Annotated in this window: 24 protein-coding genes; 6 read left to right on the top strand and 18 right to left on the bottom strand. The window is 66.9% G+C overall.

Annotated features, from left to right (window positions below):
• Positions 1 to 7: 7 nt before the first annotated feature.
• The 8 genes from D3874_RS04275 to D3874_RS04245 form a co-directional block, all read right to left on the bottom strand.
• Positions 8 to 1,015, bottom strand: coding sequence for an ABC transporter ATP-binding protein (locus D3874_RS04275; RefSeq protein ID WP_119776947.1), 1,008 nt, complete (start codon positions 1,013 to 1,015; stop codon positions 8 to 10).
• A complete protein-coding gene (locus tag D3874_RS04270) occupies positions 1,012 to 2,007 on the bottom strand; it encodes an ABC transporter ATP-binding protein (RefSeq protein WP_119776944.1) in 996 nt (331 codons plus the stop codon). The genes D3874_RS04275 and D3874_RS04270 overlap by 4 nt, the downstream gene beginning before the upstream one ends.
• Complete coding sequence (locus tag D3874_RS04265; RefSeq protein WP_338016682.1) at positions 2,004 to 2,660, bottom strand: ABC transporter permease; 657 nt, start codon at positions 2,658 to 2,660, stop codon at positions 2,004 to 2,006. Before D3874_RS04265 ends, D3874_RS04270 begins: the two co-directional genes overlap by 4 nt.
• Entirely contained in the window at positions 2,594 to 2,851 is a 258-nt protein-coding gene (locus D3874_RS31485; protein ID WP_338016681.1) for a hypothetical protein, read from the bottom strand. The genes D3874_RS04265 and D3874_RS31485 overlap by 67 nt, the downstream gene beginning before the upstream one ends.
• Before the next feature lie 4 nt (positions 2,852 to 2,855).
• Positions 2,856 to 3,902 carry an ABC transporter permease gene (locus D3874_RS04260; protein WP_199698933.1) on the bottom strand — a complete coding sequence of 349 codons (1,047 nt, stop codon included), beginning with the start codon at positions 3,900 to 3,902 and terminating at the stop codon, positions 2,856 to 2,858.
• On the bottom strand, positions 3,899 to 4,276 hold the full coding sequence (locus D3874_RS04255) for an ExbD/TolR family protein (protein WP_233559833.1): 378 nt from the start codon (positions 4,274 to 4,276) through the stop codon (positions 3,899 to 3,901). Before D3874_RS04255 ends, D3874_RS04260 begins: the two co-directional genes overlap by 4 nt.
• 71 nt (positions 4,277 to 4,347) lie before the next feature.
• Complete coding sequence (tolQ, locus tag D3874_RS04250; protein ID WP_233559832.1) at positions 4,348 to 5,163, bottom strand: protein TolQ; 816 nt, start codon at positions 5,161 to 5,163, stop codon at positions 4,348 to 4,350.
• 40 nt (positions 5,164 to 5,203) lie between these two features.
• Complete coding sequence (locus tag D3874_RS04245; protein ID WP_147385517.1) at positions 5,204 to 6,004, bottom strand: energy transducer TonB; 801 nt, start codon at positions 6,002 to 6,004, stop codon at positions 5,204 to 5,206.
• Between the two features lie 378 nt (positions 6,005 to 6,382).
• Here D3874_RS04245 and D3874_RS31070 point away from each other — a divergent pair, with 378 nt between their 5' ends.
• Positions 6,383 to 6,508, top strand: coding sequence for a hypothetical protein (locus D3874_RS31070; protein ID WP_274380569.1), 126 nt, complete (start codon positions 6,383 to 6,385; stop codon positions 6,506 to 6,508).
• Between the two features lie 81 nt (positions 6,509 to 6,589).
• Positions 6,590 to 7,684 (top strand): rhodanese-like domain-containing protein, encoded by a 1,095-nt coding sequence (locus D3874_RS04240; RefSeq protein WP_119776938.1) that lies wholly within the window; start codon positions 6,590 to 6,592, stop codon positions 7,682 to 7,684.
• A 183-nt stretch (positions 7,685 to 7,867) separates the two neighbouring features.
• Here D3874_RS04240 and D3874_RS04235 read toward each other — a convergent pair whose 3' ends face one another.
• The 3 genes from D3874_RS04235 to D3874_RS04225 all read right to left on the bottom strand — a co-directional run bounded on the left by D3874_RS04235 (position 7,868) and on the right by D3874_RS04225 (position 11,259).
• Positions 7,868 to 8,698 (bottom strand): hypothetical protein, encoded by an 831-nt coding sequence (locus D3874_RS04235; protein ID WP_119776934.1) that lies wholly within the window; start codon positions 8,696 to 8,698, stop codon positions 7,868 to 7,870.
• Positions 8,699 to 9,016: 318 nt separating this feature from the next.
• Complete coding sequence (locus tag D3874_RS04230) at positions 9,017 to 10,237, bottom strand: JmjC domain-containing protein (protein WP_158595831.1); 1,221 nt, start codon at positions 10,235 to 10,237, stop codon at positions 9,017 to 9,019.
• Positions 10,234 to 11,259: an ABC transporter substrate-binding protein gene (locus tag D3874_RS04225; RefSeq protein WP_147385516.1), complete on the bottom strand. Its 1,026-nt coding sequence runs from the start codon at positions 11,257 to 11,259 to the stop codon at positions 10,234 to 10,236. Before D3874_RS04225 ends, D3874_RS04230 begins: the two co-directional genes overlap by 4 nt.
• A 360-nt stretch (positions 11,260 to 11,619) precedes the next feature.
• Between D3874_RS04225 and D3874_RS04220 the strand changes: the two genes are divergently transcribed.
• On the top strand, positions 11,620 to 12,453 hold the full coding sequence (locus D3874_RS04220) for a CmcJ/NvfI family oxidoreductase (RefSeq protein ID WP_119776926.1): 834 nt from the start codon (positions 11,620 to 11,622) through the stop codon (positions 12,451 to 12,453).
• 191 nt (positions 12,454 to 12,644) lie between these two features.
• Here the strand turns inward: D3874_RS04220 and D3874_RS04215 are convergent, their stop codons facing one another.
• Positions 12,645 to 13,988: a DcaP family trimeric outer membrane transporter gene (locus tag D3874_RS04215; protein WP_158595830.1), complete on the bottom strand. Its 1,344-nt coding sequence runs from the start codon at positions 13,986 to 13,988 to the stop codon at positions 12,645 to 12,647.
• A 589-nt stretch (positions 13,989 to 14,577) separates the two neighbouring features.
• On the opposite strand from D3874_RS04215, the gene D3874_RS04210 reads away from it, so the two are divergent.
• From D3874_RS04210 to D3874_RS04200, 3 genes are all read left to right on the top strand, one after another.
• The gene (locus D3874_RS04210) at positions 14,578 to 15,384 is read left to right on the top strand and encodes an enoyl-CoA hydratase/isomerase family protein (RefSeq protein ID WP_119776921.1); all 807 of its coding nucleotides are present in this window, start codon (positions 14,578 to 14,580) and stop codon (positions 15,382 to 15,384) included.
• 131 nt (positions 15,385 to 15,515) lie between these two features.
• Positions 15,516 to 16,271, top strand: a complete 756-nt coding sequence (locus D3874_RS04205; protein WP_199698932.1) for a TetR/AcrR family transcriptional regulator — start codon at positions 15,516 to 15,518, stop codon at positions 16,269 to 16,271.
• 217 nt (positions 16,272 to 16,488) lie between these two features.
• Positions 16,489 to 17,376, top strand: a complete 888-nt coding sequence (locus tag D3874_RS04200) for an acyl-CoA dehydratase activase (RefSeq protein WP_119776916.1) — start codon at positions 16,489 to 16,491, stop codon at positions 17,374 to 17,376.
• Positions 17,377 to 17,386: 10 nt separating this feature from the next.
• On the opposite strand, the gene D3874_RS04195 is transcribed toward D3874_RS04200, so the two are convergent.
• From D3874_RS04195 to D3874_RS04170, 6 genes are all read right to left on the bottom strand, one after another.
• Entirely contained in the window at positions 17,387 to 17,866 is a 480-nt protein-coding gene (locus D3874_RS04195) for a MaoC family dehydratase (RefSeq protein ID WP_119776913.1), read from the bottom strand.
• Between the two features lie 3 nt (positions 17,867 to 17,869).
• On the bottom strand, positions 17,870 to 18,646 hold the full coding sequence (locus D3874_RS04190; protein ID WP_119782109.1) for a 3-ketoacyl-ACP reductase: 777 nt from the start codon (positions 18,644 to 18,646) through the stop codon (positions 17,870 to 17,872).
• Positions 18,646 to 20,298: a class I adenylate-forming enzyme family protein gene (locus D3874_RS04185; RefSeq protein ID WP_119776911.1), complete on the bottom strand. Its 1,653-nt coding sequence runs from the start codon at positions 20,296 to 20,298 to the stop codon at positions 18,646 to 18,648. Before D3874_RS04185 ends, D3874_RS04190 begins: the two co-directional genes overlap by 1 nt.
• Positions 20,299 to 20,394: 96 nt before the next feature.
• Positions 20,395 to 21,249: an SDR family oxidoreductase gene (locus D3874_RS04180; protein ID WP_199698931.1), complete on the bottom strand. Its 855-nt coding sequence runs from the start codon at positions 21,247 to 21,249 to the stop codon at positions 20,395 to 20,397.
• A gap of 2 nt (positions 21,250 to 21,251) precedes the next feature.
• The gene (locus D3874_RS04175) at positions 21,252 to 22,289 is read right to left on the bottom strand and encodes a phosphotransferase family protein (protein WP_119776908.1); all 1,038 of its coding nucleotides are present in this window, start codon (positions 22,287 to 22,289) and stop codon (positions 21,252 to 21,254) included.
• The gene (locus D3874_RS04170; protein WP_119776906.1) at positions 22,286 to 23,530 is read right to left on the bottom strand and encodes an acyl-CoA dehydrogenase family protein; all 1,245 of its coding nucleotides are present in this window, start codon (positions 23,528 to 23,530) and stop codon (positions 22,286 to 22,288) included. Before D3874_RS04170 ends, D3874_RS04175 begins: the two co-directional genes overlap by 4 nt.
• Between the last annotated feature and the right edge of the window lie 23 nt (positions 23,531 to 23,553).

Here is a 23,553-nt window from a genome sequence, read left to right as displayed (position 1 = left end):
CCTGGTGTTAAGAGGCGATGTCGAACTGGTGGCGTTGCGGCAGGTGGCTTTCCGCGAAATGGCAGGCGACGGCGTGATCCGAGGCGACCTGGCGCAGCGGCGGTGCCGCTTCCAGGCAGCGGGCCTGGCGGAACGGGCAGCGGGTGTTGAAGGCGCAGCCGGCGGGGCGGTCGACCGGCGAGGGCACGTCGCCCGCGGCCAGCCGCTTGGGCCGGGCCTGGCCGGCGCCGGTGGGGTCGGCCGGGACCGAGGCGATCAGGGCCTGGGTATAGGGGTGACGCGCCCCATCCCACAGCAGGTCGACCGGCCCCTCCTCCACCACCTGGCCCAGGTACATGACGATGACCCGGTCGGCCATGTGGCGGACCACGCCCAGGTCGTGGGAGATGAACAGGTAGGACAGCTTCAGGTCGATCTGCAGGTCGTTCAGCAGGTTCAGCACCTGGGCCTGGATCGACAGGTCCAGGGCCGAGACCGGCTCGTCGCAGACCACCAGCTCGGGCAGCAGGATCAGGGCCCGGGCGATGCCGATGCGCTGGCGCTGCCCGCCGGAGAATTCGTGCGGCAGGCGCGCCGCGGCACTGGCTGGCAGGCCCACCTTGACCAGCAGTTCCTCGACTTGGGCGCGACGTTCCGCGCGGTTGCGGATCCCGTGGACCTTCAACGGTTCCTCCAGGATCCGGCCGACCGTGGCGCGCGGGTTGAGCGACAGCAGCGGGTCTTGGAACACCATCTGCAGGCGCCGGGCGATGTCGAGCGGGCGGCGCCGGGCACGCAGGCCGCTGCGCCGGGTGATGTCGGCGCCGTCGAAGGCGATCTGCCCGCCCTGCGCGGCATAGAGGCCCATCACCGCCCGGGCGATGGTGGTCTTGCCGCAACCGGATTCGCCCACCAGGCCCACGGTCTCGCCCCGGGCCAGGGTGAAGGAAACCCCGTCGACCGCGTTGAACAACTGGCCGGCATTGCGGTGCTGGACCGTCAGGTCCTTGACCTCGAGCAGGGGGGCCACGGTCATGACAGCGCCCCCGCCTTGAAGCAGGCGGCATGATGCTGCTCGGCCACGCGGGCCAGGACCGGCAGGCTGAGGGCGCAGGAATCGCAGGCCTGGGCGCAGCGCGGCCGGAACGGGCAGCCGTCGGGCAGGGCGCGCGGGTTGGGCACGGTGCCGGGGATCTCGATCAGCCGCTCGCGCAAGGCGCCCAGGCGCCGCTTGTGCGGCCGGGCGCCCAGCAGGCCCCTGGTATAGGGATGGGCCGAGGCGCGCATCACCGCGCGCACCGGGCCGCGTTCGACGATGCGCCCGGCATACATCACCGCGACATCGTCGGCATAGTCGGCGACCAGGCCCAGGTCGTGAGTGATCAGCAGGATGGCAAGGCTGAATTCGCGCTGAAGGTCGCGCAGGGTATCGAGGATCTCCGCCTGCACGGTCACGTCCAGCGCGGTGGTCGGCTCGTCGGCGATCAGCAGGTGCGGCTGGCCGGCCATGGCCATGGCGATCAGCACGCGCTGGCGCATGCCGCCCGACAGGCGATGGGGATATTCGTTCACCCGCTTGGTGACATCGGGCATGCGCACCAGGTCGAGCAGTTCCAGCACCCGGGCATTGACCGCGCGGCGGTCGTGCACGCCATGCGCCCGCACCGCCTCGCGCAACTGGTCGCCCACGGTCATCACGGGGTTCAGTGCGCTGAGCGGTTCCTGGAAGATCATCGAGATAGCCCCGCCGCGCAATCGGCGCAGCGCGTCGGGCTCCAGCGTGCGCAGGTCCTTGCCGGCGAAGCGGAGGCGGCCGCCCGTCACCGCCACGGCCGGGGCCGGCAGCAGGTCTAGGACCGAGAGCGCGGTCAGCGACTTGCCGCTGCCGGATTCGCCCACCAGGGCCAGGGTCTTGCCGGCCTCCAGCGCGAAGCTGACGCCGGAGACCAGGGAGACCGGATCGGGGCCACCGGTCGCGATGTGCAGATCGTCGACGGCGAGCAGGGGCGGTGCCAGCATCGCGGTCATACCGCCCGCTCCCGCAGGTGGGGGTTCAGGGCATCGTTCAGCCCCTCGCCCACCAGGTTGATGCTCATCACGGTGAGGAGGATGGCAACGCCGGGGATGGCGCTCATGTACCAGGCGCTGCGCAGGGCATCGCGGCCGTTGGCGATCATGGTGCCCCAGGACAGTTGCGCAGGATCGCCCAGCCCCAGGAACGACAGGCCGGCCTCGACCAGGATCGCCATGGCGACCTTGACCGAGACGATGACGATCAGCGGCGCCAGGCAGTTGGGCAGGATCTGGGTCACGATGATGCGGCTGTCGCCCATGCCATAGGTGGTGCAGGCGGCGACGAAATCGGCGGTGCGCACGCGCATGGTCTCGGCCCGCATCAGGCGTGCGGTGCCGGGCCAGGAGACCAGGCTGATGGCGGCGACGATGGTCACCAGCGAGGGCTGGAACAGGGCCACCACGATGATCGCCATGAGCAGCGAGGGGATGGTCTGGAACGCCTCGGCCACGCGCATCAGCACGTCGTCGAACCAGCCGCCGTAATAGCCCGCGGCGCAGCCGACCACGGTGCCCACCGCGGTCGCCAGGAAAGCCGAGGTCAGGCCGATCGCCAGCGAGGCGGAAGCACCGTGCAGCACGCCGGCCAGCATGTCGCGGCCCAGCACGTCGGTGCCCAGGGGAAACGCGGGTCCTGCCCCGGCCACAGGTAGGGCTGGCCGACGATCGCCCAGGGATTCTCCGGGCTGATGATCGAGGCCGACAGGGCGCAGAAGACCACCAGCACCAGGATGCCCAGGCCGGCCACCGCCGGCTTGTTGCGGCGATACTGGCGCCAGAAGGCGTTTGCGGGGGACATGCGTTCAGCCCCGCTCGATACGCGGGTCGAGCCAGCCATACAGCAGGTCGACGACGAGGTTGAGCACGATCACTGCCGCGCCGCTGAACAGCACGATGCCGATCAGCAGGTTGGTGTCGCGCGACATCAGCGCCTCGTAGGCCAGGCGCCCGATGCCGGGCCAGGCGAAGACGGATTCGATGACCACGGCACCGCCCAGGGCACCGCCCACTTGCATGCCCACCATGGTCATCAGCGGCAGCAGGGCATTGCCCAGGGCATGGACCCCGATCACCCGGCGCTCCTTCAGGCCCTTGGCCCGTGCCGTGCGCACGAAATCGGCGCGCAGCACCTCGAGCAGCGAGGCGCGCAGCAGACGGGTGTAGAGCGCCAGCGAGAACAGCGCCATGGTCAGCGTCGGCAGCACCAGATGAGCCGCCAGATCGCGCAGATAGGCCAAGCCGGTGAGCCCTGAGAACAAGGTCTCCATGCCGCTGCTGGGCAGCCATTGCAGCTTGACCGAAAAGACCAGGATCAGCATCAGGCCGATCCAGAACATGGGCGTGGCATAGGCGAGCAGGGCCACCACCGAGATGATCCCGTCGGGCGCCCGGTGAACCTTGCGCGCGGCATAGGTGCCGAACACCAGGGCGCCCAGCACGGCGAGCAAGGTCGAAGATCCCATCAGCAGCAGGGTCGGCCCGATGCGGTCGGTGATCAGGTCCAGCACCGGCTTGCTCTGGCGGAAGGAATAGCCCAGATCCAGCGTGGCCACGTCGCCCAGGTAATGGCCCAGGCGCACCAGCAGCGGCTGGTCCAGGCCGAAGCGCTGGCGCAGATGGTCGACATAGGCCGAATCCGCCGATCCCGCCTCGCCCGCCATGACATCGACCATGTCACCCTTGGCCAGGTTCAGCAGGGCGAAGGTGATGATCACGGTGAGCGTCATCAGCACCAAGGCCTGCGCCAGGCGCCGCACGATATAGCGGGCATAGGGCGGGAGCGCCACTGGGCGGACCGACAGCCGCGGCAGGCCGAGGCTGCGCGGCGGATGGGACTGAAGCAGTGTCATTTCGCGGCCGGGGCCCCCGTCTTGGTTTCGGACACCAGCGCCACCTTGGAGAAGCCGGCCTCGTTGATCTGGCCCATGACCTCCATGACCCGGCCATAGGGCAGCGCCTTGTCGCCGCGGACATGGATGCGGCGGTCGGGATCGCCCTGGGCCAGGGCGCGGATCGTCGTGATCAGGTCGCCCGCATAGATCTCGGTCTTGTCGATGAAGACCTTGCCGGTGCCATCCAGGCTGACCACGATCGGCGGCTTCTGCTCGATCAGCGGCTTGGCCGAGGCGGTGGGCAGGTTCACCGGCACGCCCACGGTCATCATCGGGGCCGCGACCATGAACACGATCAGCAGCACCAGCATGACGTCGACCAGCGGCGTCACATTGATCTCGCTGATGGCGCCGCCATCGAGATCGTCGTCACCGTCCAGGGATTGCAGCTTGGCCCCATCGCTCAGGCCCTCCCGGCGACGGGCTGGCGGTGGGCGGTCTCGTTGGCGGGCGTATCGATACGTTCCAACACCAGCGGGCGGCCGGCGGCGAGATGACGCGAAAGCTGTACGTCGAAGGTGCCGATCAGCGTGTTCAGGCGCTTGGAATAGCGGCCGACATCGCCCGAAGCCCGGTTATAGGCGATCACGGCCGGGATCGCGGCGACCAGGCCCAGGGCGGTGGCAAACAGCGCCTCGGCGATGCCCGGCGCCACCACGGCCAGGCTGGTGTTGTTGGTCGCGGCGATACCCTGGAACGAATTCATGATGCCCCAGACCGTGCCGAACAGGCCGACGAAAGGACCGACCGACCCGATGGTGGCCAGCACCGACAGGCCACGCTGCAACTGTTCCACCTGGTAGTTGGCGGTGAGCTGGCCCACCCGGTGCACCCGTTCCTTCAGGCTGTCGCGGTTGTACTCGCCATGGTCCAGGCCCTCGCGGCGGCTGGTCTCCCATTCGCCGACCATGGCATCGTAGACATGGCGGAAGGGATCGCGGGCGAAGGCGCGCAGGCGGGCGCCCAGGCCGGCGATCGAGCCATCGGCCTGGAATGCCTGCAGGAAATTGCGGGCTCGGGCGTGGAGACGACCGTAGTAGACCAGCTTGGCGAAGATCAGGCCCCAGCTCCACACCGATGCCAGGATCAGGAAGATCATGATCGCCTTGACCACCGTATCGGCCTGCAGGAACAGGTCGATGGCGGACAGGTGGCCGACACCGGCGGGTGCGGCGGCGACAGCGGCATCGGGCACGATGGTGGGGGTTTCGGGGTTCACGGGCAATCTCCTGTAATCTGAACAGTGGCAGCAGGCCGGATCACGGCAGCTTGTAGACGATGGCGCCGTCGAGGCGGTATTGGGTGCCGCCCAGGCTGGGCAGGGCGGGATAGGGGCCGGCATTGCGCACCGCCTCGGCCGCGGCGTTGTCCAGGGCTTCGAAGCCCGATGGCTTGGTGATCTCCACCCCCAGGACGTGGCCGTCCGGGGCCAGGGTCAGGCTGTAGCCGATGCGCCCTTCCTGCTCTTTCAGGACCGCCGCGCGCGGATATTTGTTGATGGCGTAGCGGCTGATCTTGGTGCGCACATCCTTGGCATAGGCGGTGGGGATGCCTTCGGGCTTGGGCGGGGCGACCACGGCGGCCGGCGGCGGTGCCGTAACCGCAGGCACCACCGGGGCCGGGTTGGCCGGCGCGACGGCAGCGGGCTTGGGCGGTACCGGCTTGGGCGGCTTGGCAACCTTGGGCTTGGGCGGCGGCGGGGGTGGCGGCGGCGGCGCCTCCACCGGTTCCTCGATCGCCTGGGCGATCACGGGCGGCGGCGGCGGTTCGATCGCGGCCACTTCCGGCGGGGGCGGCTCCACCACCTCCGGCGGCGGCGGCTCGGTCACGGCCTGGGGCGGCGGCAATTCGAGCTCCGGCGCCACCAGGACCATCTCGATCGGCTTCTCCTCCGGCAGCACGGGGGCGTCGATCGTCAGGCTGTAGACGGCAATGCCCGCGCCCAGATGAACCGCGACCGACAAGGCGATGCCAAGCCCCTCGCCGAAGCGGCGACGGTTGCGAGGGCCAAAAATGTCCAGCGCGGGCGGCGATATATCGCCCCACGTTACAGTGCTCATCGTCAGGTCCCGCGGTCAAAAACCGAGAAAAACCACACGGCCACACCTCGCCCAACAGCGACGGCGTGCCGGTCAAATCATGGAATCAGGAACAGATTGTCCCGTTGGCCCTTACGCCAACACCGACCGCGGTCAGCAACAGCCCGAACAACACAGGACGACGCGACAACACGACGGCGCGCGGCCGTTGGTCGTCTGGTTCGTCGGTCCCGTCAGGTTCGGAAAGCTTGACACTTGCAGTCTCCATCAACGATGGCTGGGTTAAATACGAGATTATAACGTTATTTATTTCCCATATCCAATATTTGCTTGGAGTCTTGATTTGAGTCAATGCAATAATCTGTGAAATATCGAGGCATGGTAAATTCTGTGGCTTTCATGGCACGCATCCCTTCCCCCGAACGCTGGCAGATGACCGCCGCGCGCACCGCGCAGGACGGCGGGAATTTCCTGGCCGCAGCCATCCTCGCCTATCAGGCCTGCTGTAGCGGCGCCCGCGGCTGACGTAATCCCACACAATACATCTGCCAAACAGGCGCCGCCGGCGGCAATCCACCGTCCCGCGGCCATGCCGGGAAACATTCCATGAGCAATTCCATCACCGATAGCATCACGCTCGACCAATGGCTGCGCGACGGGCGTGAAATCGCCGTGCTCGACCTGCGGGATGACGAAGATTACGGCTATGGCGACCCGCTGCTGGGCGCCAACCTGCCGCTTGCCCGGCTGGAGGCCGATATCGCCGCCTATGTGCCCAACCGCCGCGCGCGCATCGTCCTGCTGGACGGCGGCGACGGGCGCTCGGCCCGGGCCGCGGTGCACTTGTCCCGCCTCGGCTACGAGACGGTTCATACCCTGGACGGCGGCCTGCCGGCCTGGATCGCCAGCGGCATCACCACCTATCTCCACCAGCCGGCACGCTTCTTCACCCGCGACGTCCGTGCCGCCTCGGCCACGCCCCATGTCACGGCGGCCGAGCTGCACGAACTCCATCAGGCCAAGGCCGATGTGATCGTCCTCGACAGCCGCACGGTCGATGAATACCGGCGCAACCACGTGCCCGGCTCCGTCAGCGTGCCGGGGGCGGAACTCCTGCATCGCTTCGCCGATCTTGTCCCCTCCTCCGATACCTTCGTGCTCGTCACCTGCGCCGGCCTGCCCCGCGCCATCACCGGCGCCCAGACCCTAATCGAGGCGGGCGTACCCAACCGCGTCGCCTTCCTCGAAGACGGCACCAAGGCCTGGCGCGAAGCGGGCCTCGACCTGGAGACCGGCGCCGGGCGGCAGTTCGCCCCGACCACCAGCGAGCTGGCCAGGCTGTTCGGCCAGCAGCATGCGGCGGCGCTGGAAACCAAGGCCAACGTGCCGCGGGTCTCGGCCGACGAACTGACCGACTGGCTGGCCGCGGACGGAGGCCGGACGACCTATATCCTCGACGTCCGCACGCCCGAGGAATATGCCGCCGGGCACGTGGCCGATGCCATCTCGGCACCGGGCGGGCAGCTCTTCCTCAGCGCCTACAAGATCGTCGCCGTGCGCGGCGCCCGCCTGCTGCTGGTCGACGATACCGGCACCCGGGCCGGCACCACGGCCTATTGGCTGCGCCGGCGGGGCTGGGATGTCTCGATCCACGCCACTGCCCAACCGGCGGTCAGGCAGCGGGAAGCCCGCATCGCCTGATCGAAGAGCGGCCTCAAATGGGACGAGGGGGTTTTCAACGAACCCCCTCGTCATCCCGGCGCAGGCCGGGATCCATTTCAGGGAAGCGCGTAGTTTCGAAAACCCCGCGCTGGATACCGATGGATTCCGGCCTCCGCCGGAATGACGGGCGGGGGATTGAGATGATTGCCTGCCTCAAATTGCTCACGCGGCCAGGCTGGTCAGCGCCGGCAAAGCCGCCGCCGGCTTTTCCACCAGATAGGCCAGCACCTCGCGGCGGAAGGTGTCGTAGATCTCCGTGACATTAGTCAGGTCGGACTGCCAGGCCCGCCCCGCATTGGCGATGCGGTGCCGCAGATAGGGGTTGAGGGCCCGTTGCGCTTCGTCGTCCGCCGCGATCAGCCGGGCGATCCAATCCTCCCGCTGCTCGGGCGGGACCCCGGCCAGGATCTTCTGCACCCATTGCACGATATTGATGCGATGGACCAGTTCGTCATTGGCTTCCTGGCCGGTGGCGGTGGCGTCGGGCACCTCCTTCTTGCGGCCATAGCGGATCTTGGCGGTGCGCCCCTCGGCCCTCAGCCGGCCCTGGATGTGCAGTTCGTAGTGGAACTGGAAGGCCAGGAAACCGAACAGGTCACGGTACGGCAGGTCGCCCAGGGCCGCCCACAATTGCCGGATATAGCCCTCGATGAGCGGCAGTTGATCCTCGCCGGTCAGGGCGATCAGGCGTTCGCGCGCCACTTCCGCGTGATGGCCGTCGTCACCGACCTGGCGTGACAGTTTCAGGTGGAAATCGGTATCGATGTCCAGATGGGTGATCGCCTTGGAGATCGCCTGCACGATGAAGGTATCGTGCGCCGCCACGCGGGCGGTGAACTCCGCCACCTCGGCAATTTCCGCCGCCGTCTGGGCATCCCTGGTTTCGGCCGGCGGCTTCAGCGGCAGGTGCGGCGCCACCTTCGTGATCACGCCGTTGAACAGGTCATTCTCGAAATCAGCGGTCCAGGCCGGCCGCGCGTTCACGCTGCTCATCTCTTACTCCACGGATGGCTTCAAACAAAATACCGGCAGCCTCATGGGTGCCCCCGGCCCATCTGACGGGCCGGGCAGCCGCACACAGCGCTGCAAGGTCGGGATCGGTGAGGCGCCTCAGGCGCCGGGCGCGGCGCGTCGACAACAGGCGCGACAACATGACGATTCCCCATCGTCATGCGTGCCGCCGGCCGACCCCTGCCTGGTAGGATGAGCTGTCACGCGCATCTCCATCGCCACAAAACACACTACAATTTCGTGTGTTTATTCAATATCCGATATTCTTATGGAGTCCTGCCAGGTGTCAATAGCCGATAGTCACGGCGACAGGGCAGGAAACCACAGCAGTCGCAAGTATTGGGCCCGCACGAGCTTGTCGAGCAGCTTGCGCACGAAATCGAACGGCGCCTCGGGAAACCGGCCGGCCAGTTCGCCGGCCGTGAAGGCCCCTGCCCGCCCGCCGATCCAGTCGAGCAGCGGGATCACGGATGGGGAGATGTCGGTCGCCAGCGTCGGCCGCTCGATCCAGTCCCGGTCCCAGGCGGAAATCTTCAAGATTACACGCCCGCCCTCCCGCTCGGCCCGCAGGCCGGATTGCGGAATGCGCTGGAAGCGGCTGTCGGGTCCGATGCCGGCCAGGCGCTGCGCCTCGGTCTCGACCAGAAGCTGGCGGGGCTCGAGCCGGGCGATCAGCCCCGGCAGGCGGTCGAGCAGGGCCTGGGCGCGGGCCTCGTCACCGCGCCGGAGCGGCCGCCGCCAGGCAGGATCCTGCAGCAGCAGCCCGTGCAGACCCTGTACCAGCGTCTCCAGCGGCGCTGGCTGGCGCAGCACGATGCTGAGCGAGAAGGAATCCCGCTGCGCCAAGGTGCGGTGCCAGGTGCCGCGCGGCAGGAACAGGACCGAGCCGGGCACCATCTCGACCGGCTCAAGATCCGCTTCCACCGGCGCCGGAAAGCCCCCGCCGGCCTGGGGGTAGAGATCATCGGCAGGCAGCATGCCGGGGCCGTACTGCTCGCCCCAGGGGGAATCCAGCCCGGCGACCTTGCCGACGTGGAATGTCTTGCGTCCCTGAAGCTGGATGGAGATCACATCCTCGGCATCGAAATGCGGCGAGACGCCGTCATCCTCGGGCGAGGCGAAGGCCGCCAGGCGGGCCGCGCCCTCGGCAAGGCCCAGTTCACCCTCCAGGGCGCGCAGGAAATCGGCGGCGCCCCGGACGACCGGCGCCACGTCATGCAGGTAGACCGTCAGGCCGAGGCGGTAGAGGTTGGCCGCGTTGGTCTGGATGGCGAGGGTGCGGGCATCCCGCGCGCCCCGGCCGAAGGACAGGGGCCCGTTGTAGCGTTGGGCCAGCGCGTCGAAATTCGCCAGGGCCGGGCCGCGCAGCGGATCCGGCAGGCGCCCGGGATCGCCATGCACGGCGAATTCCCGCTCGGGCCACCGGCCATCGTGGAATTGCGCCGACAGTTCGCGCCCGAACAGCGCCGCCAGCAGAGGCTGGCCGCCGGCGGCAAGCGTGGAACCGGGCAGCGCGTTCAATGCCGCAGGCCGGTGCCCAGCAAGGGCCCGGGCTCCACCCATTCGTCGAAGGAGAAGTCTCGCTCGAGCAGCGACCAGTCTACCAGCAGCTTCTTGTAGCGATCGAAGGCGGCCAGCCCCTCGGCATCCAGGCTCAGGCCCAGGTGGCTGCCGATATCCTCGCCCAGCGAGACGGCCATGGCCTGTTCGCTGACCCGGCTTTCCCGGGCGACGACGCGCAAGGCCTCGTCGGGATTTTCCCGCGCCCAGGCGGGTACCTTGTTGAATTCACGGATCACGACATCGACCAGATCGGGGCGGCGTCTACAGAATTCCTCGCCGATGGTCAGGGGACGCGGATTGCCCGCACCCAGGCGGATCCAGCGGTCGGGATGGGCGCCGAATTCGCACACGAGCGAGGCGCCGATGGCGTTGGCGATGGCAACCCCCTCGCCGCCCTTGACGTAGAAGGCATCGATCCGCCCGTCGAGCAGCGCCCGCGCCTCGGCCGCGTAGGCCTGGAAACCGCCCAGGCCGAAACGGCCCAGGCCGACCGCCGCCCCGGGCGGCGCGAGCGGCAAATCGACCAGGTCGACGCCTTCATGGGTGAGCCCCTCGGCCCCCCGGCCCGAGACCAGCCCCTTGATGGCGAAGGCAGCGCTTACATCGAAACCCAGCGGTGCATAGCGCGGCACGCCGTAACGCCGGCCGGTCAGGTCGCCGGCCGAGCGGATGCCGCTGCCGGGCCGGCTGATGATGCCCTGGAACTCGGTATTCCAGGTCAGGCCGATCAGCCGCGTCGCGGCCCCTTGCGAGCGCGCCCACAGGGCCGGCCCGCTGCCGCCCTGGCGGAACGACCAGAAGATGTGATGGTCGAAATAGGCCCGGCGCACCTGCTCGTCCCGATGATCCATGGTCGATTTCAGGGGAATGCCGACGGCCGCGAAGGCTTCGTCGAGCCAGCCGTTGCGCACCGCCACCGACAGGGGCGCCACCGCGGGCGAGCGGCTGTACCAGACGGCCTTGGGTATGAAAGCGCTCATCGATCCCTCCTGCGGCAGCCGCCCGGCGCTCTTATATACAGGCACCACACGCCCAACCATAAAAATCAACAGTATCTTCTTGATTCAATAAATTTAATAACAAATTTTATCAGATAATTAAGCATGCAGCGGCCGATACGCTGCCCTGCATACGGCACCTCTTCTCGCATGCCCCGGATATACCGAGTATCGAAAGAGGAAATTCCATATAAACACTAAATAGGTGTGATATAAGGCCATCACTGGCGTTGATGCCGGCCCTGACGGTCGGCCTGATCGCGGCCATGCTGCCGCAGAACCCGGCGGCATTCGATGCCGCCGGGCTCGCCTTCCTCTCGGGCAAGTAACGAGGTACATGCCATGGGCGTGATTTCCGTCAGTCGCGATGCCGCCGTGGAGGCGCCGCTGGTCTATATCGAACCGCCGCGCGCCAAGCCGTTCGTCTACAACTACGAGCCGCCGGCGGGCGAGCCGCGCCGCAGCGCGGTGCCCTTGCCCCAGGCCGTCCGGATCACCGACGGCCGGCCGCGCGCCGACCGCTTCTCGCTCGACATCGAAGGCTTCGCCTTCCGCCGCGACGAGACGTCGATCACCGATTTCTACGACGAGGCCGAGGTCGAGCGCCGCTATTACCCGGCGATGGAGCGGCTGCTGACCGAGGCGACGGGCGCCGACAAGGTGGTGATCTTCGACCACACCCTGCGCAACGGCGGCGCGTTCCCGAAAGTTCGCGAGCCCGTGCGCGCCGTGCACAACGACTACACGGTGAGGTCCGGCCCGCAGCGGGTGCGCGACCTGCTGCCGCCCGAGGAGGCGGCGGCGCGCCTGCGCCATCGCTTTGCCATCATCAATGTCTGGCGCCCGGTGCGCGGACCTGTCGCATCGGTGCCGCTGGCCCTGTGCGACGCCCGCAGCATCGCACCGCACGAGTTGATCGCCACCGATCTCAGATACCCGGATCGCACCGGCGAAATCTACAGCGTTACCCACAACCCGCGCCATCGCTGGTACTATTTCCCGCGCATGACGCGGGACGAGGTCGTGCTGATCAAGTGCTATGATTCGGCGACCGACGGCCGCGCCCGCTTTGCCGCCCACACCGGCTTCGACGATCCCAGCACTCCGGCCGATGCCGCCCCGCGGGAGAGCATCGAGATCCGCGCGCTGGTCTTCTTCCCGCCGGCGGAGGCTTGAGCGTGGTCCGATGGCGAATCCATTTCGCCCCACGCTTCCGAAGTCAGCCCACAAACCGAACCGCCATCATGGGGGCTCGTTCAAAAAAAGCCCCGATGGACAATCGAGATTGTCTATCGGGGCTCAGTGACACCGGCGGAGGAGAGCACTACCGGTGGGAAACCAAACTCAGGCAACGCACTGCATGGTCTTCAGAAGTTGTAGATCACGGAGGCCTGCAAACGGTCCGCGCTGCCTTCGGCGCCGGCTTCGGTCTCGCGGTGGGCGTGGATATATTCAAGCCCAACGTCGAGCGACGGGACAACCGTGGCGATGAAGTTGGCGTGGAATGTCATCAGTTCCTTGTTTGCGGTGAGCGGGACCACGTCGTTGTTGTCGATCCGCTGATAGGCGAAGATCAGGGTGCTGCGCATCGTGTCTGCCCAGTAGTGCTTCACGCTGACGTTGCCGCCCCACGAGGTCAGGGCTTCGAGCGAGGAACCGTCGAAGCTGGCGCTCTGCCGGTAGGCGAGGTTGAGGTACCGGTTTATCCCCTCGCCGCCCAGCACCTGGAAGCCGAACACGTCCTTCTCGAAGAACTTGACCGTGCCCGACAGGCCGAGGCCATAGCCGAAGACCGACTCGTCGGCCGTTACCGTTTCCGCCGTGATCTGCCGGCCGATGCCCAGGACGGCCAGGTGACCCCAGTCGAATTTATGGGCATAGCGGATCACCAGGTCGGGGACCTGGTCGAAGTTGGGATCGGCGATGCCCGATGCGCTGCCGGCGGCCGCCGTCACCGAATTGTTGGCGGGCACGTTGCCGATGAAATCGCTTTCGGGATTTTCCAGCGCGATGGCAAAAGTGTCCGGCCCGGACACGCTGGTGTAGCGCACCTGGGGCTGGCGCACCGCCTGCTCGCCCGGCAGGCCGCCGAAGTCGAGCTTCTCGCCCGCTGCGGCCAGGTCGTAGGCCGTGCTCCAGGTCTGCCCCACCAGGAACGGCCCCGCGGTGACATAGGCGTGGCGCAGGCGCGGCGTGGCACTGTTGACGTTCGCCTCGTTGCCGCCACCGCCATAGAAGTCGAACTCGAGGACGGAGCGCACCTTGATGTCCTCGAACGGCGTCTCGGTCGTCACGTTCAGGCGGGTCTGCCGCACGTTGTAACCAAAGGCGCCTTCCCGGCGGCGATCGCCATCGAGCGGCATCGAGTCGGCCGTGACCGTGCCGCCCATCGAGGGGCCCAGGTCGTAGATGCCGTCGAGCTTCACATAGCCGCCAATCTTCAGCGACGTATTCGTGCCCGGAATGCGAATGGATCCCGGCATGGTGCCTTTCAGGTCATCCTCGGTCAGGGCCGTTTCCTGGCGCTTTTCCGTCTCGACCTGGCGCTGTTCGGTCTGGGCCTGTTTGGCCTTCAGGTCGAGCAATTGCCGCTGCAATTCCTCGATCTGCCGCTGCATCGCGTCCATCTGCGTCTCGGCCGATGCTGCCCCTGGCAAGGCCAGAGCACCACCCACCGCCATCAGGGCCAACAGCCCCGTCCCCTTCCTCATCGCAATCTCCCTAGTTTCATTTATTGACATTAAGCGCGGCAACTCGCCTCTCGCGGACGGATGCCCGCGAGTTACATCACCGGAAACCGGCGTTCTCGATCTATTGCTTGCCAGGACCCCGTCTGGCCGGCGCCGAAGGCCCGTCTTGCTTCAATGCTAGGGTGCCGCGGCCTCCCGCCGCCGGCTGGGCCTGTTCACTTTCCTCAATCGATCCTCCCCGACCCTCCGGTTCCTGGCAAAAGCCCGCCCTTGTCGCGACCCAGCGATCGCGAAGCACATGGCAGCGACTGTCATACCGTTTGCCGCCATCGGCACCCCGACGGGGCTAGCGCGCCGTTCCATCCCCCAAGGCGGCACTCGTTTAGTTACTTATATAGTTCGGTATCGTACTATCTCAAACGGCAGAATCAAGAAGAAACGCAATAAACGCCGCGTAATCAGCCAATTATTTAAGTACTATATATGATAGTAAGCTTTATTACTTTCATCTGACTTACAGTATCGGCACTCGCGTTGGCGGCCGCGTTGGCCTATGATGGCGGCAAGCCGCATGGGGCCGCGCCCCTGATCCAAAGTCGACCGGACCGCCATGACCGATACACCGAGCACCATTGCCATCGAGCACCGCGACCAGGTCGGCATCCTCTCGCTGGACCGCCCGGCCGCGCTCAATGCCATGAACCCGGCCATGGCCGGCGAGCTTTCGGCCTATTTCGCGGGCTTGCCGCAGCACCCCGAAACCCGCGTGGTCATCCTGCGCGCGAACGGCCGGGCATTTTGCGCCGGCGCCGAACTCGGCTCCGACGCCTTCGCGCCCGCAGGCCCCGGCCGAGCCCAGCGGCAACTGGTCCAGCAACGCCTCTATTCGGGCCTGATCCGCCTGATGCGCGCCTGCCCGCAACCGATCATCGCCCTGATCCAGGGCGCTGCCTGCGGGGCCGGCTTCTCCCTGGCGCTGGCGGCGGACGTGCGGATCGCCGGGCCGCGGGCCAGGATGAACGCGGCCTATCTGCGCGTCGGCCTCGGCGGCTGCGACATGGGCTCGGGCTATCTCCTGCCCCGCCTGGTCGGGCTCTCCGCCGCCTCGGAGTTCCTGATGACCGGGCGCTTCATCGATGCCGACCGCGCCAAGGCGATCGGCCTCATCAGCGCCATCGTCGACGACGAGCGCCTGCTGGACGAGGGACTGGCCCTCGCCGGCGACATGCTGCGGGCCTCGCCGCTCGGCCTGCGCCTGACCAAGGAGACGCTCAACGCGGCGATCGACGCGCCCAGCCTCGATACCGCCCTCACCCTCGAAGACCGCCAGCAGGTGATGCTGCTGGAAACCGCCGACTTCACCGAGGCGGTCGCCGCCTTCGAGGGCAAGCGCGCGCCGCACTACCGCGACCTCTGACCCGCCCGCCCCGGGCCGCCAAGGGCCCGGCAATCCGCGAATCCGACTGGACTCGCCGCGCGGAATGAAAGTCACTCACTTTCATGATTCACCTGGGTGCCATACGGCCCAAGAAGATGGGGACAGCCACATTGAGCACGACTCCGCCCACCCGGACGGCAGCCCGGCGCCTGCCGCGCGATCATCGGGTCGCCGCCATCATGCAAACCGCCAGGGCCGTCCTGCGGGAGCGGGGTTACGAACAGTTCCTGACCCTCGAGGTCGCCCAGCGCTGCGGCGTCTCCGAAGGCACCATCTACAAGTACTTCAAGAGCAAGCGCGACCTGCTGTCCCAGGTCGCCGAGGAATGGTTCGAGGAGCAGCTCACCGAGGGGCCGCCGCAGAACCACGACGAGCCCATCCGCGAACGGCTCTTCCGCGTCGTCTGGCACAATCTGCAAGGGATCAAGCGGGAGCCGGCACTGACCCGCTACGTCCTGCTCGATTTGCGCGCCGATCCGCAGTTTCGCAATACGCCGGCCTATCAACAGAATCGTCGTTTCGCCAAGGTTGTCATGGACGTGGTCAAGGAGGGCATCAGCCGCGGCGAATTGCGCGACGACGTTCCCCTTAAACTGATCCGCGACATCATCTTCGGCGCCATCGAGCACCAAACCTGGGCGTTCCTGCGCGGCGAAGGCGATTTCTCGGTCGACGATTCCGCCGCCGGCATCGCCGACGTCATCACCCGGGGCATCGGCCTGGCCGAGCCCAAAGCCCCGCCGACGCCGCCGGGCGAAGCGGGATACGCCGCGGCGATCGAGCGGCTTGAGGCGGTAACCCGCGACCTCAAGGCGGAACTCGCCCAGCTCAGGCGGGCCAAGCCCGCCCCGAAGGCCAGTAAGTAATCCTAACTCACCATCTTCCGTGGCCTGCGGGGTGAGCAAAAGTTTTCTCTTACCTCCCTATTTTACAGGCGACATTGACTCTCATAGCGCAATGCCTATCTTCAGAGAGTGCCTCGGCCATCCCACTTTGGTGAGTTAAACTCTCTTCATCGGAACGACCAAGGCAAATGGAAGACCGGCGGGGTACGAGCGCCGCGACAAGCCTGGAGGGATCCGCATGAAATCCTTTGTCATGGGAATCGATTTCGGTTCCACCACCGCGAAAACCGTCATCCTCGACCTCAAGGGGCGGATCGTGGCCTCCAGCGTCGCCCATATGGGCGCGGTCAGCGGCGTGGGCGTGAAGGCATCGATCGAACAGGCGCTGGAACAGGCCGGCCTGACCCAGGACGACATCGGCCGCACGGTCAGCACCGGTTATGGCCGGCGCATGCTGGATGTCGCCGACAAGAACTATACCGAGATCACCTGCCACGCCCGCGGCGCCGTCGCCATGGTGCCCGAGGCCCGCCTGGTGATCGACATCGGCGGCCAGGACAGCAAGACCATCGCGGTCGATGAAAACGGCCTCGTCATGCAGTTCGCCATGAACGATCGCTGCGCCGCGGGCACGGGCAAATTCCTCGAAGTGCTGGCCCGGGCCATGGCGATCGAGCTGGAGGCCATGGGCGACATCGCCCTGCAGGCGAAGGAAACCCTGAAGATCTCCAGCATGTGCGCCACCTTTGCCGAAACCGAGGTGATCTCGCTGCTCGCCGAAGGCCAGAGCAAGCCCGACGTCCTGGGCGCCGTCCATGCCGCCATCGCCAACCGCACGGTGGGCCTGGTCGGCCGCGTCGGCAAGAAGGGGCCGGTGGTCATGACCGGCGGCGTCGCCCGCAACAAAGCCGCGGTCCATTACATCGAGGCCGCTCTCGGCATGCCGCTGATCCTGCCGCCCACGCCGCAGATTGCCGGCGCACTGGGCGCCGCCCTGATCGGGCTCGACGACTACCGCGCCATCCACAAGGCGGAACTGGCGCTTCTGGACGATGACGCCTTCGAGGAACAGATGCACGCGCAGCGCGCCTGCATGCCCGGCTGCCGGGGCGTCCCGGCGATCTGAAGGCCTTGGCTCAGGCCGCCCGTTTCTTCACCAGGGTGACGTGATCGCCATGCTGCACGGTGCTGCCGTGCTGGTTCACCAGTTCGACGAATTCCGTGATGATGCCCAGGCCCGGCCGGCTGCGGCTCTCGCGCTTGTCCGTCAGGGTCCAGCGGGCACGCACCGTGTCGCCGAGGCGCAAGGGTTCCTTGAATTCCCAGTTCTTCCAGCTCAGCGAGGCCACCCCCGCATCCCACAGATGGGCGGACAACGAGATCAGGCCCTGCGCGAAGACCAGGCCCATCAGCCCATGGGCGATGCGCTCGCCATAGATCGACGCCCTGGCAAAGGTATCGTCCAAGTGGATCGGGGTGAAATCGCCGGTCAGGCCGGCGAAATTCAGGATATCGGCCTCGGTTATGGTGCGCCCGGGCGACTCCATGACCATGCCGATCTCGAAATCCTCGAACCAATAGCCGCGCGGCGCGCCGGGTGACAGGTCGAGTTTCATGGGTCAGAACACTTTCAGGCGCATGCCGCCGTCGACATGGATGACCTGCCCCACGGCATAGCGCAGTGCACCGGCCGCCAGGTTGGCCGCCGTCTCGCCGATTTCATCGAGCTCGCCCCAGCGGCCGGCTGGCACGAAGCCCGCGGCGATCAGGCCGTCGTATTTCTCGCGCGAGCTGGCGGTCATGCCGGTCTTCATCATGCCCGGGCGCAGTTCGTAGCAATCGATGCCGCAAGGCGCGAGGCGGACCGCGAAGTGCTTGATCATGTGGGACAGCCCGGCCTTGGCGATGCTGTATTCCGCCAGCACCTTGCCGATGACCTCGTCGACCGCGACCGAGGTCACGGTGATAATGGATTTCCGCCCCGCCGGTGCCGCCAGCATGTGCCGCGCCACCGCCTGGGCCAGAAAGAATTGCCCGCGCAGATTGACGCTCATGCAGCGGTCGAAACTCTCCGGCGCTACGTCGAGAACATCGCCGCGGGAGAGCACTGAAACCCCGGCATTGTTGATGAGGCAATCGAGCCGGCCGAACGGCGACGCCGCCGCCTCGACGAAGGCCGGCAACGCCTCGACCGCCGCGATATCCTGAAGCTGGAAGCGGACCTCGGCGCCGGCGTCCCGGGCGGCGGCGCCAGCCGCCTGCAGCGCCGCCCCCTCCGCCAGATCGTTCAACACCAGGTCGAACCCCCGGCGCGCCAGGGCGGCCGCGATCGCACCGCCCAGCCCGCCGGCCGCCCCCGTCACCAGGGCGACGGGCCTGGTTCCTTGCCCCGGCATCAGGCGATGTTGGTGCGCCGGGTCGGCCGCACCCAGGGAACCGCGTGCACCCGGCAATCCTTCACCCAGTCGAGCAGGAGGTTCTTCTGGATCTTGCCGGTCGGGGTCATCGGATATTCGTCGACGAGGAACCAGCGCTCCGGCGTCTTCTGCGGCGACAGGTTCTGGCGGCAGTAGTCGTACAGCTCATCGACCGACAGGGTACAGCCGGACCGGGGCTGCACCACCGCGGCGACGATCTCGCCCCAGGTCTCGTCCGGCAGGCCGATCACCGCGACCTGCAGGACTTCCGGGTGAGCGAAGATCACATCCTCGATCTCCTTGGGATAGAGGTTCATGCCGCCCCGGATGATCATCTCCTTCAGCCGGCCGGTGATCTTGAAGTAACCGTTCTCGTCCATGGTGCCGAGGTCGCCGGTGCGCAGCCAGCCATCCTCGGTCAGGGCCGCGGCCGTGGCCGCCGGCTGCCCGTAGTAACCCGACATGGTCATAAAGCCGCGCACCCAGATCTCGCCCACCGTGTTCAGGGGCTGGGTCTCCAGGGTATCGATGTTGACGATGCGGACCTCGGCATGCGGGATCGGCCGGCCGATCGTCTCTGTCTGCAGCTCGACCGAATCCGTCGTATAGGTTTCGAGGAAGGGGCCGTTGCTCTCGGTCTGGCCGTACATGATGCAGAATTCGCAGCCGAACTCCTGCTTGGCGCGCAGCACCAGGGCGGCCGGCACGCTGGCCGCACCCGAGAGGATCGAGCTGAAACTCGAGACATCGCGCGTCTTCATGTCCGGGTGGTTCAGCAGGGCCAGGATCATGGTCGGGACGATCAGCGAGTTGTTGCAACGCTCCGCCTCGATCAGCTCGAGGAACAGGCCCGGCTCGAAGGCCTGCATCAGCACGAAAGTGCCCTTGCGGCTGTAGGTGCCGATCTCGCTGACGATGCTGCCGCCGATGTGGAACATCGGCATCGAGTTGATCCAGACCCCGCCTTCAGGAAAATTCGCCCGCATGGCAATCTGGCGCGCGGCGTTGATGACACCCCGGTGATGCAGACAGGCACCCTTGGGAAAGCCCGTCGTCCCCGAGGTGAACTGGATCTGCATGGTCTCGCTGGGGTCGAGGGCCGGCAGCGGCAGCGCGGGGTCGGCGCCCGCGATCAGCGCCGCCATGTCGGAGACGCAGATCGTCGCACCTAGCGCCGGCAGCTTGGCCTTCACACTCTCGACGACGGCCCGCAGGTCCTTGCCCCGGGAGCTTTCGGCAAAGATCAGCCCCTTGGCCTCCGCGGTGCGCAGGATGAATTCCACCTCCCGCTCGGTATAGGCGGGATTGATCGGCACGATGATCAGCCCGGCAAAGCTGAGGCCATGCTGGAAGATCACCCATTCGGGCGTCTCGGGCGCCAGCACACCGATCTTGTCGCCCCGCTCGAAATGGCCCAGCAGGGCCCGCGCCACCGCCTTGGCATCGTCGACAAGCTGGCGGTAGGTCCAGCGGCGGCGCTTGGCGGCATCGGCGATGCCTTCGACAAGGGCCAGACGATCCGGGACTTCGCTGGCGGCGCGCTCCATGAGGTCGCCCACCGTCATGTCCAGCAGCTCCCCGGACAGGTCCGCCGGAAAGTAAGAAATGCCGAATTTCTCGACCATCGACATGGTGCCTCCCGTTTATTCTTTAAGAGCCGAGTCTATCCGGCTTCAATTTGCTAGATTATGGTAATCATGTTTACAGTATACTATCAAGAGACAATTTCAGTACTTCGGGCAATTTGGCGCGGTGAAAACCTTCGTAAGGCCTGCTCTTGCTGTGTTCCTGCAGGGACCAGGTCTGGCGGGCATTGGGGCGCCACCGTCCACCCGGATACAGGTGCCGGTGATATAGGCGGCACCGGGCGAGAGCAGGAAGACCACCGCCGCCGAAACCTCGGCCTCGGTGCCGAAACGCTGCAGCGGGATGCGGCCGGTGTAATCGAACAGGCGCTTGCGCATTTCCGGCGAATAGGTGTCGAAGCCGCTGGAGGCGATGCCGCCCGGCGCCACCGAATTCACCCGCACGCCCGAGGCCGACCATTCGCAGGCCGCCGTCTCGGTCAGGGTATGCATGCCGCCCCGTGCCGCACCCGAATGCGCGAATTCGGGCCAGCCATTCCAGATGTCGGCGATGATGTTCACGATCGCGCCGCCGTGGGCGTCCATCCAGCGATTGTAGGCCTCGCGCATGAAGATGAAGCCGCCGGTCAGGTTGTTGCGGACGACGGCCTCGAACCCCTTGGTCGAGATCGTCTTCATCGCCGTCCGGTACTGCCCGCCCGCATTGTTGACCAGGGCATCGATCCGGCCGTGGCGGGCCAGCACGGCCTCGATCGTGGCGATCACCTGGGCTTCCTCGCGGATGTCGCAGACCAGGGGCGTGACCTTGCCGCCATCCTCGACGATCTCCGCCTCGACCGTCGCCAGTTTCTCGGCATTGCGCCCGACGATCACGACCGCGGCGCCCAGGGCCGCCAGTTCATGGGCGATGCAGCGGCCGATGCCGCTGCCACCCCCGGTCACGATCACGACCTGGCCTTCGAACAGTCCGGCCCGGAAGGTAGATTGATACGGCATCCTCAGGCCCCCTGTTCGATCAGTTCCCGGCCACGCCCGGCATAGACGCGCGCCAGCCTGGCGCCGGTTTGCGCCGCGCCGTCGCTCACCGAATTCCCCCCTCGCCCGCGCGCCGCGATGCCGGCACTGCCGACCGCGGCGCGGAACATGGCGAAGACGCGGTGGAAGGTGGTCATAGGCTCGCCCGAGCCGCGCAGGCGGTCGTAGGTGGCGAGGTAGTCCGCCTCGTCGGGAATGCCCAGCGCGGCCAGGTCCAATCCCCGGATGCCGCCGTTTTCCTGCGGCAGCAGAAGCCACGCCTGGGTATTGAAGCCGACATCGACCAGCGGGTGGCCCAGGGTCGACAGTTCCCAGTCCAGCACGCCGATGATGCGCGGCTCGGTTGGATGGAACATCAGGTTGGCGATGCGGAAATCGCCGTGGCAAAGCGCCAGGGTCTCGCTGTCGGGAATCCGCGTGCCCAGCCACTCGATCAGCCGGTCGATGTCGGTGTTGCCCTCGCCGCGGATCTGCGGCCATTGCTGCGACCAGCGGGCGAACTGCCGGGCGAAGTAATTGCCCGGCCGGCCATAGTCCGCCAACCCGATCGCCGCCCAGTCGAGCCCGTGCATCGCCGCCATGACCCGCGCCATGTCACCGTAGCAGGCGCGCCGCTCGGCCGGGGTCAGCCCGGGCAGGGCATAGGCGTCGAACACCCGGCCCTCCAGCCGCTCCATCAGGTAGAAGGGGGTGTCGAGGACGTCCCGCTCGGCATGGTAGAGCAGCGGCCGGGGCGCCGGGACGCCGGTGCCCTGGAGTGCGGCGAGGACGCGGAATTCCCGGTCGATGGCGTGGGCCGATTTCAGGATGTCCGTGCCCGGCTGCTTGCGCAGCACCGCCGTCCAATCGCCCGCCCGCAGCAGGAACGTGGGATTGGACATGCCGCCCACGGCGCGGTCGATGTCGATCGGCCCGCGGATGGCCGGGAAATGGTCGCGCAGGAACCCCTCCAGCCGTGTGCCAGCGACATCGCCCGGGGCGATTGTTGCCGGGGCATTCATGGCGCCCCCTGCCCGGCATAGCCGAAGAGATGCTGGGAAATCCGGCGAAGCTGGATCTCCTCCGACCCTTCGGTGATCCGGTAACGCCGGTGGTGGCGATACATGTGCTCGAACGGCAGCGCCCTGGTATAGCCAAGGCCGCCGTGCACCTGCATCGCCCGGTCCGCCGCCTCGCAGGCCAGGCGATTGGCCCTGTAGTTGCAGATCGCGACCTTGTCGCTGATCTCGATCGGGTCGCGGCGGTCCATCTCCCAGGCGGTGCGGAAGATGTAGTTGCGCAGCATCTCGCATTCCGCATGAAGCTCGGCGAGCGGAAACTGGATGCCCTGGTTCCTGGACAGCGGCGCGCCGAAGACCTGGCGCTGCCTTGCATAGCGCGATGCCTGGTCGATGCAGTAACGCGCGGCGCCCGCACTGGCCGCCGCCTGGCGGATCCGGTTCTCGTGGACGAAGCGCATGGCGATCATCAGCCCCTCGCCCTCCTGGTGCAGGATGGCGCTGCCAGGCACGCGGACATTCTCGAACCCGACCTCGGGATGGTCGGACGGCATGTTGAAGGTCCAGTGGTTGAACAGGATCTTCACCCCCGCCGCCGACATCGGCACGATGAAGGCGGTGATCCCCTTGGCGTCGCCCGCCTTGCCTGAGGTACGGGCGAAGACGAGATCGGCCCTGGCCCGGTAGACCTGGCTGTTGTAACGCTTCACGCCGTTGATCACCCAGTCGTCGCCGTCGCGCACCGCCGTCGTGTCCAGCCAGGTCGCGTCCGAGCCGTGGCCGGGCTCGGTCAGGGCGAAGGCCAGGTGGTTCTGCCGGGTGATGATGCCGTCGATATATTGTTTCTGGTCGGGCGTGCCATAGGCGTTGAGCACGGGCACGATGGGAAAGTTGCCGACGATCGAGGATTCGTCCTGCAGGTCGTTGTGCAGGCCAAGGCCCTTGGCCGCCAGATGCTCGCGGATGGCGGCGATGGCGAGATTGGAGGCAGCCTGGCCACCGCATTCCCGGGGCAGGCCATAGCGCAGATGGCCGGCGCGATCCGCGCGCCGTTCCATCTCGGCGATCAGGTCCTCCCAGGCCTTGCGGGGGATGCCGTCGTTTTCCCAGTCGGTGCGGGCATGTTCGCGCCGATGGTCAAAGAACTGCATGTTTTCCCGCTCGAGCGGCTTGATCTCCGCCTCGATGAAGGCATCGAGTTCGGCCAGCTTGGCGCTGATCTCGGAGGGCAGTTCAAAATCCATTCTATCCACCCGTGCTGCGTACC

Origin of the sequence: Oleomonas cavernae, assembly GCF_003590945.1 — a bacterium.
Classification (GTDB): domain Bacteria; phylum Pseudomonadota; class Alphaproteobacteria; order Zavarziniales; family Zavarziniaceae; genus Zavarzinia; species Zavarzinia cavernae.
Note: the sequence above shows the minus strand (reverse complement) of the source record. Positions and strands in the feature narration are given on the sequence as shown.